General features: G+C 72.3%; 8 protein-coding genes and 1 pseudogene. 3 read left to right on the top strand and 6 right to left on the bottom strand.

Translation table 11 applies throughout. The annotated features are described in order from the left end of the window. Together DI269_RS14785 and DI269_RS14780 are read right to left on the bottom strand one after the other, a co-directional pair. Positions 1-737 (bottom strand): M56 family metallopeptidase (locus tag DI269_RS14785; protein ID WP_112137108.1); only part of this gene is annotated, 737 nt, incomplete at its 3' end. Further along, entirely contained in the window at positions 734-1,096 is a 363-nt protein-coding gene (locus tag DI269_RS14780) for a BlaI/MecI/CopY family transcriptional regulator (RefSeq protein ID WP_112137101.1), read from the bottom strand. The genes DI269_RS14785 and DI269_RS14780, both read right to left, overlap by 4 nt. A gap of 179 nt (positions 1,097-1,275) precedes the next feature. Here DI269_RS14780 and DI269_RS14775 point away from each other — a divergent pair, with 179 nt between their 5' ends. The 3 genes from DI269_RS14775 to DI269_RS14765 all read left to right on the top strand — a co-directional run bounded on the left by DI269_RS14775 (position 1,276) and on the right by DI269_RS14765 (position 4,439). Further along, positions 1,276-2,709: an MFS transporter gene (locus tag DI269_RS14775; RefSeq protein ID WP_232822755.1), complete on the top strand. Its 1,434-nt coding sequence runs from the start codon at positions 1,276-1,278 to the stop codon at positions 2,707-2,709. 13 nt (positions 2,710-2,722) lie between these two features. Beyond that, complete coding sequence (locus tag DI269_RS14770) at positions 2,723-3,322, top strand: TetR/AcrR family transcriptional regulator (protein ID WP_112137099.1); 600 nt, start codon at positions 2,723-2,725, stop codon at positions 3,320-3,322. 157 nt (positions 3,323-3,479) lie between these two features. Then, positions 3,480-4,439, top strand: coding sequence for a C40 family peptidase (locus DI269_RS14765; protein WP_112137097.1), 960 nt, complete (start codon positions 3,480-3,482; stop codon positions 4,437-4,439). A gap of 6 nt (positions 4,440-4,445) precedes the next feature. Here DI269_RS14765 and DI269_RS14760 read toward each other — a convergent pair whose 3' ends face one another. The 4 genes and pseudogenes from DI269_RS14760 to DI269_RS27795 form a co-directional block, all read right to left on the bottom strand. Next, positions 4,446-5,477 (bottom strand): cation diffusion facilitator family transporter, encoded by a 1,032-nt coding sequence (locus DI269_RS14760; RefSeq protein WP_112137095.1) that lies wholly within the window; start codon positions 5,475-5,477, stop codon positions 4,446-4,448. A gap of 128 nt (positions 5,478-5,605) precedes the next feature. After that, the gene (chrA, locus tag DI269_RS14755; protein ID WP_112137093.1) at positions 5,606-6,979 is read right to left on the bottom strand and encodes a chromate efflux transporter; all 1,374 of its coding nucleotides are present in this window, start codon (positions 6,977-6,979) and stop codon (positions 5,606-5,608) included. A 22-nt stretch (positions 6,980-7,001) separates the two neighbouring features. After that, positions 7,002-7,433 carry a chromate resistance protein ChrB domain-containing protein gene (locus DI269_RS14750; RefSeq protein WP_112137092.1) on the bottom strand — a complete coding sequence of 144 codons (432 nt, stop codon included), beginning with the start codon at positions 7,431-7,433 and terminating at the stop codon, positions 7,002-7,004. Then, a pseudogene (locus DI269_RS27795) lies at positions 7,430-7,640 on the bottom strand (Chromate resistance protein ChrB); the annotation flags it as partial. The gene DI269_RS14750 and the pseudogene DI269_RS27795, both read right to left, overlap by 4 nt.

Below are 7,640 nucleotides of genomic sequence, written 5' to 3'. Positions count from 1 at the left end.
GGGGTCTGCGCGGCCGCGACGTCGAGCAGGCTGCGCGCGAGGGTGCGGCGGCTGGCGCGGCGGACGGCGGCGTCGTCGGCGGCGAGCTCGACGAGGTGGCCGATGCGCTCGGGCAGCGGCGCGAAGAGCGGCACCCAGCCGAAGGCCCGGTTGCCGGCCTGCGCCAAGGCGACCAGCAGGTGGTGGCGCCCGGCGAGGTGGGCGCGTTCGTGCGCCATCACGGCGTCGAGCTGGGGACGGTCGAGCAGTTGCAGCGCACCGGAGGTGACGGCGATCAGGCCGCCCCTGCCGGGAATGCAGTAGGCGGCGGGACGCGGGCTCGCGACCACGACCGCACCGAGGCCGCGGTCCCTGCGCGCACTGCGGAGGTCCCGTCGCAGCCGCGAGCGCTCCGCGGCGGCCGTGCGGGCCACCGCGATCGAGGCGTGCGCCAGACGGAGCGGGACCGCCCAGGTCAGCGCCGCGGCGAGCACCGCGATCACGGTGCCGCCGATCGCTCCGTGGTGTTCGCGCATGGAGGCGAGGCAGTCGAGGACGGCGCCGGTGAGGACCTCCGTCGGCGACATGATCGCCGCTCCGGCGAGCATCAGGCTGAGGACGAAGGAGGCGGCGAGGGCGAACCAGGTGGCGATCGCCAGCTTCGGCGACGCGACCGTCCATCGGGCCCGTTCGACCAGGCGGGGGCCGAGCAGGCCCAGCAGTCCGGCGTACCCGAGCAGTACCAGCGCCGCGGTCATCGGGACTCCTCGGCGGCGTCCATGAGTTCGCGCAGGCGGGCCAGCTCTTCAGGGCTGATCTTGTCGATGAAGCGCAGCAGGGTCGCGCCGCGGTCGGAGGCGGATTCGAGGACGGCGGCCATGGCCTCGGCGTCGAACTCCTCGCGCGTCTGCGCGGGCCGGTACGCCCAGGCGCGGCCGACGCGCTCGCGGGTGACGTTGTCCTTGCGGTGGAGGTTGTCGAGGACCGTCATGACGGTCGTGTAGGCCGGCTCGGGTTCGCGGGCAAGCGATCCGAGCACTTCGCGCACCGTGAGCGGCCCCGACGCGGCCCACAGCACGTCCATGACCGCGGCCTCCAGCTCGCCCAGCCTGCGCATCGGCGTCCTCCTTCTCCGCCTGCACCCTACCGTTCGACGACCTCGCCGGGGAGACCGCGCAAGGGCGGGGCCGGGCGACGCCGCCCCGACCGCCGACAACTTGAACATCGATGTTTGAGTTCTGCGGAATCCGCGCTAGCCTGAAACTCGTACATCAATGTTCGAGTTAAGGAGTGATCGTGTCCGCGATCCGCCACCCCGACCACACCGAGGCCCCCGCGCCGCCGCTGCCGCGGCGGTGGCTCGTCCTCGCGCTGCTGTGCACCGCACAGGCGATGCTCATCATCGACATCACCGTCGTCAACATCGCGCTGCCGACGATCGGCGCCGAGCTCCGCCTCGACCGCGAGGCGCTGACCTGGATCGTCACCGGCTACACCCTGGTCTTCGGCGGCCTCATGCTGCTCGGCGGCCGCCTCGCCGACCTCTTCGGACGCCGCCGCATGCTGCTGACCGGGCTCGCGCTGTTCACGGCCGCCTCACTGGCGGCCGGGCTGGCGCAGACCGGCCCGGTCCTGCTCGGCGGGCGGCTCGCGCAGGGACTCGGCGCGGCCCTCATGGCGCCCGCGATCCTCTCCACCGTCACCACCGCCTTCCATGGCGCCGAACGCAACCGCGCACTGGGCCTGCTGTCGGCGATCGCCGGGGGCGGCGCGGCCCTCGGCGTCCTCATCGGCGGCGTGCTCACCGCCGGACCCGGCTGGCAGTGGATCTTCTACATCAACGTCCCCATCGGCGCCTTGATCCTGGCGGTCCTGCCGACCGTGCTCCCCGCCGACCCCGCTGGCGCCCAACGGGAACGCGTCGACGTACCCGGCGCGCTGCTCGTCACCGCCGCCACCGCCTCGCTCATCTTCGGCCTGGTCCGGGCGGGCGACGACGGCTGGGGCTCGGCGACGACGCTCGGCGCGCTGGCCGCCGCGGTCGTGCTCTACGCGGTCTTCGCCCTGGTCGAGCGCCGGACGGCCGCACCGCTCATGCGCGTGGCGCTGCTGGCCCGCCGCACCGTCGTCACGGGCGCGTTCCTGATGCTCATGGCGACCGCGCTGCTGATCTCGTTCTTCTTCCTGGGCTCGCTGTACCTCCAGGACTTCGCCGAGTACTCCGCGCTGCGCACCGGCCTGCTGTTCCTGCCCGTCGCGGTCGCCACCACGATCGGGGCGCAGCTGGCCGCGAACCTCATCGGCAGGCTCGGTCCCAAGCCGATCGCGGTGGCCGGGATGGTCCTCGCCGCGGCCGCGTCGGGATGGCTGGCGATGCTGGAGGACGGCAGTCGCACCGTCGCCGTCGTCGCCGGGCTCGCCTTGGGCGCGTTCGCACTCGGCACGCTCTTCATCACCGCCAACGCCACCGCGCTCTCCCGCGTCGGTCCGCAGGAGGCCGGAGTGGCGTCGGGGATGGTGACCACCTTCCACGAACTCGGCGGGTCCGTGGGCGTGGCGGTGATGTCGACGGTGGCGGCCGCGAGCATCGGCGCGAGCGTGCCCCAGCTCACAGGATTCACCGACGCGTTCCTCGTCTGCGCCGTCGCCTCCGGCGTCGCCGCGCTCATCGCGCTGGTGCTCGTCCCGGCCGGGAAGGTCGAGACCGGCGGCGGCCCCCACGGCCACTAGCTATCTTTTAGGCATGGCCGACGGCAAGACCAGCGCGTCGGCACGGCGGCCCAGCGGGCAGCGCCGTGCCGACGCCCAGCGCAACATCGACAACATCCTCGACGCGGGCCTGCGGCTCTACAGCTCGCGGCCAGGCGTGAGCGTCGCCGAGGTCGCCGAAGCCGCCGGCGTCGGGCGCGTGACCCTCTACGGCCACTTCCCCTCCCGGACCGAGCTCGCCAAGGCCCTCATGGACCGGGCGTTCGAGGAGACCGAGGCGGCCTGGCGGGCGGTCGACACGTCCGGGCCGGCCGACGCGGCGCTCGACCGGGTCCTGCGCGAGCAGTGGCACCTCATGGAGCGCAACCGGAACCTGCGCGACAACATCATCGGCGACGTCTCACCGCAGTGGCTGCGACAGCGCCACGACCCGATCCTGCGGCGCATCGAGGAGCTCATCACCCGCGGCCAGGACGAAGGCGCGTTCCGCACCGACCTGCCGCTGTCGTGGCTGATCACGGCCCTGTACAGCCTCGTCCACGCCGCCGCCGACGAGATCACCGCCGGCCGCCTCGCCGCCAAGCAGGCCCCCGAGGTCCTCTCGGCGAGTCTGCGCTCGCTCTACCGGCAATGAGAACCCCGCTCGCAAACTACTACTATCGGAGATAGTAGTTTGTGGGGGTGGTCGACCGCCGCCGCAAGACGACGGTGGGCGCCGCGGGTTTGATGACTGCCGCGACGCCCACCGTTCCCGCGCCGCACCCAGGCATCTCCGAAGGAGCACCCTGCTCATGAAGCCGCCGCCCGTCCATCGCAAATGGACCTCCGCCGCCGCGATCGCCGGCCTCCTCGTCTCCGCGGCGGGCTCAGCGCCCGCCTGGGCCCAGCGGGACACCGACGAGATCAACGACGAGATCGAACAGACCGACGAGGACCTCACCGCCGCCGTCGAGGCGTACAACCAGCTGGCGCAGGAGGCGCAGGACAACCGCGACATGGTCGCGCAGACCCAGGAGGACCTCGAAGCGGCCGAAGCGGACCTGAACTCCCTGCGCACCCAGCTCGCCGACTACCTCACCGCGACCTATGTGGACCAGGGCATCGGCGACACCGCGCTGCTGCTCGACTCGGGCTCCCCCGACGCGTTCGTCGAACGCCTCGACCGGCTCAACTCCGCGAACCTCTACAACTTCGCCCTCCTCGACGAGCTGAAGACCGCCTCCGAGGAGTACACGGTCCAGCTCGACCTCCTCGCCGACCTCCAGACCGACCTCGACGAGCAGGAGGCCGAACTCGACCAGCAGCAGGAGGAGCTCAACGCGCGCATGGCCGATCTCGAAGAGGAGTGGCAGGCCGCCGCGGGCGACGCGATCACCGACTACGACCTGCCGTACATGAACGACGACGAGTACGCCGTCGTCTCCTTCGCGCTCGACCAGGTCGGCAAGCAGTACGTGTGGGGCACCGCCGGACCGGACACCTACGACTGCTCGGGGCTCATCCTCCGCGCCTACGCCCAGATCGGCATCGACCTGCCCCACAACGCCGCCGCCCAGTACAACTCGACGGCGAACATCAGCCGCGAAGAGCTGCAACCGGGCGACCTGGTGTTCTACAACGACCTCTCGCACATGGGCATGTACATCGGCAACGGCCTGATCGTCCACGCCCCGAACTCCCGCACCGTCGTCAAGGTCGTCGAACTCGACCACGGCAACGTCTGGTACGGCGCGACCACGATCCTCCACTAGGGATCATCACCGAAGCGCGGCGTGGCCGGCGAGGGTCCGGTGGGCGTCGGGCACGCCGGCGGGGTCGGTGTGGATGGTGGCGCGGGTGAGTCGGGGGACGGCGTGGATGAGGCGGTGCTCGGCGTCGACCGCGATGGCGTGGGCCTCGGCGACGGTCAGGCGGGCGTCGACGGCGATGTCGGTCTCGGCGTGGAGCCGGTGGCCGATCCAGCGCAGGCGCAGCGCCCCGACCGCGGTGACGCCCGGCGTCGCCGCCAGGGCGGTCTCGGCCCGGTCGACCGTGGCGGGGTCGACCGCGTCCATCAGCCGCCGCCAGATCTGCGTCGCGGCGTCCTTGAGCACCAGCAGGATCATCGCGGTGATCGCCAGGCCGATGACCGGGTCGGCCCAGTTCCGGCCGAGGGCGAGGCCGCCCGCGCCCAAGAGCACGGCGAGAGAGGTGAACCCGTCGGTGCGGGCGTGCAGGCCGTCGGCGACCAGAGCGGCCGAGCCGATGCGCCGGCCCGTGCGGATGCGGTAGCGGGCGACCAGTTCGTTGCCGACGAAGCCGATCAGCCCGGCGGCGGCCACGGCCCAGAGGTGGTCGACGTCGGCCGGGTGGCGGAGCCGGTCGATCGCGGCGATGCCCGCGGCGGCGGCCGAGGCGGCGATGAAGAGGACGATGACGATCCCGGCGAGGTCTTCGGCGCGCCCGTACCCGTAGGTGTAGCGGCGCGTGGCAGCGCGGCGGCCGAGGAGGAACGCGATGCCGAGGGGGATCGCGGTCAGCGCGTCGGCGACGTTGTGCAGGGTGTCGCCCAGCAGCGCGACCGATCCGGTGAACGCCACCACGACGGCCTGGGCGAGTGCGGTCGCGCCGAGGACCGCGAGGGAGATCCACAGCGCCCGGAGCCCGTCCCGGCTCGCCTCCATCGCGGTGTCGACCTTGTCGGCGCTGTCGTGCGAGTGCGGCGTCAAGGCGTGCTTCGCCCGGCCGAGCCAGCCGTGGTGCGGGTGGTCGTGCCGATGCTCGTGGTGCGGTCGGTCCTCGGCGTCCATGACCGGCTCCTTGCCAATGGTGAGGGAGTATCAGCGAACCCTTTATTATACCCCTTTCGACACTTTCGCGAAGATTGCAGATACCGCAGGGTGGCAACAGCGAAGGCCGGGCGGACGCCGCGGGGTGCTCAGGCGACGGGCAGCCCGGTCAGGCCCGCGATCAGTCCGAGGCCTGCGCAGACGCCGAGCACGCGCAGGACCGGCCAGCGCAGGGCGAACACCAGGATCAGCGCGACCACGGTGATGGCGACGGCGACCGGGCGGACGGAGGCGAGGTCGGGCAGTGCGAACCGGAGCGGGCCCGCGTCCACGGGGTCGGTGCGGGCGAAGAGGGTGTTGACGGCGAAGTAGAGGGCGAGGTTGGCGATGACGCCGACCACGGCCGCGGTGATGCCGGTGAGGGCGGCCGAGAGCTTTCGGTTGCTGCGGAGGCGTTCGATGTAGGGGGCGCCGAGGAAGATGAACAGGAAGCAGGGCACGAACGTCACCCACGTGGTCAGGAGTGCGCCGAGGACGCCTGCGGCCCAGGGGTTCAGGTCGCCGGGGTGGTGGTAGGCGCCGAGGAAGGCCACGAACTGGACGACCATGATCAGGGGCCCCGGGGTGGTCTCGGCCAGTGCCAGGCCCTTGACCATGTCGGTCGCCGAGAGCCACGCGTAGTGCTCGACGGCCCGCTGGGCGACGTAGGCGAGGACGGCGTACGCGCCGCCGAAGGTGACCACAGCCGTGCCGGAGAAGAACAGGCCCTGCGCGGTGAGCACCGAGCCGGTGCCGGTCCACAGTGCCACGGCGATCACCGGTGCGGCCCAGAGGATCAGGCCGACGGCGATGATGCGGATCGCGCGCTTGGCGCTGGGGGCGTCGTGGTGGAGGGCGTCGTCGGCGATGAGCGGGGCCGGGCCGTCGTCGGTCTTGCCGTGGCCGCCGTTCGCGAGCAGGCCCGGCTTCCAATGGCCGATCGCCCAGCCCGCGAGGGCCGCGGCGGCGATGACGATCGGGAACGCGATCCCGAAGAGCGCCAAGGCGAGGAAGGCGGCGACGGCGAGCGCGACGAGGAGCGGGTGGGAGAGGGCGCGTCGGCCGACGCGGTGCACGGCCTGGGCGACGATCGCGAGCACGGCGGGGGCGAGGCCGGCGAAGAGGGCGGTGACGACCGTGGTGTCGCCGAAGGCGACGTAGACGATCGAGAGGACGAGGAGGGCGATCATGCCGGGGATGACGAACAGGATCCCGGCGGCGAGGCCGCCCCTGACGCCGTTGAGGAGCCAGCCGACGTAGATGGCCAGCTGCTGGGCTTCGGGTCCGGGCAGGAGCATGCAGTAGTTGAGGGCGTGGATGAACCGCTGCTGGCCGATCCAGCGGCGCTCGTCGACGAGGGTGCGCTGCATGACCGCGATCTGGCCGGCCGGGCCGCCGAAGGTCTGGAGCGAGATCAGGAACCACGCTTTCAGGACGGTCCGGAACGGGACCACGTCGCCGCGGACGTCGGGCTGGGCGCTCATCGGGTGGGGCTTCCTTTGCTGTTCAGGCGGGTTCGCGGCCGAGGAGGGTCGCGCGGCGGTAGTACTCGTAGAGGCCGTCGAACAGCGGCCGGGTGTGGGCGACGGTCTGCTCGTCGTCGCAGACCATCGACAGGGCGCGGAGGGCGAGGTCGATGCCGTGGGCTTCGGGGACGTCGAAGCGCTCGTCGTCGAGGTCGGCCTCATGGACCGTGGCGGCGATGCGCCACAGCACCGGGTCGGTGAGGTCGTACCGGCGCAGGATGGTCTCGAAGGAGCAGTCGCCGCCCTGGTGGCCCAGGTCGACGCCGCGCATGTCGAAGGCGGTCGCGTCGGCGGGCACCTCGGCGGGGTCGGCGACGAACACGAACTCGGCGGCGGGGTCGACGGCGCGGCGGATCAGCCAGATGCACGCGGCCCGGTCGATGTGGAGGTTCGCCCGGGTCGCCCACTTCACGCGTCCACCGCCTCGGACGCGGTGGTGCCGTGCAGGTCGGCGACGGCGCGGCGGGCCCGCTCGCGTTCGGGCGGCGGGAAGTAGTCGCGGCGGTTGATGCGCTGGAGTTCGGCGCGCAGCCGCCGCACCACCGGGGCGCGCTCGGCCCCGGGCAGCTCGGCGGCGGCCGCGGCCGCGTCGAGGACGGCGCGGTACTCGGCCGCCCGG

The organism is Glycomyces dulcitolivorans, assembly GCF_003265355.1.
GTDB classification, from domain to species: domain Bacteria; phylum Actinomycetota; class Actinomycetes; order Mycobacteriales; family Micromonosporaceae; genus Glycomyces; species Glycomyces dulcitolivorans.
Note: the sequence above shows the minus strand (reverse complement) of the source record. Positions and strands in the feature narration are given on the sequence as shown.

What these genes read in the sequence shown, in the direction of transcription:
- DI269_RS14765 (WP_112137097.1), top strand. Translation starts at nt 3,480, where the DNA reads ATGAAGCCGCCGCCCGTCCATCGCAAATGGACCTCCGCCGCCGCGATC.
- chrA (WP_112137093.1), bottom strand. Translation starts at nt 6,979, where the DNA reads ATGAGCGCCCAGCCCGACGTCCGCGGCGACGTGGTCCCGTTCCGGACC.
- DI269_RS14760 (WP_112137095.1), bottom strand. Translation starts at nt 5,477, where the DNA reads ATGGACGCCGAGGACCGACCGCACCACGAGCATCGGCACGACCACCCG.
- DI269_RS14780 (WP_112137101.1), bottom strand. Translation starts at nt 1,096, where the DNA reads ATGCGCAGGCTGGGCGAGCTGGAGGCCGCGGTCATGGACGTGCTGTGG.
- DI269_RS14770 (WP_112137099.1), top strand. Translation starts at nt 2,723, where the DNA reads ATGGCCGACGGCAAGACCAGCGCGTCGGCACGGCGGCCCAGCGGGCAG.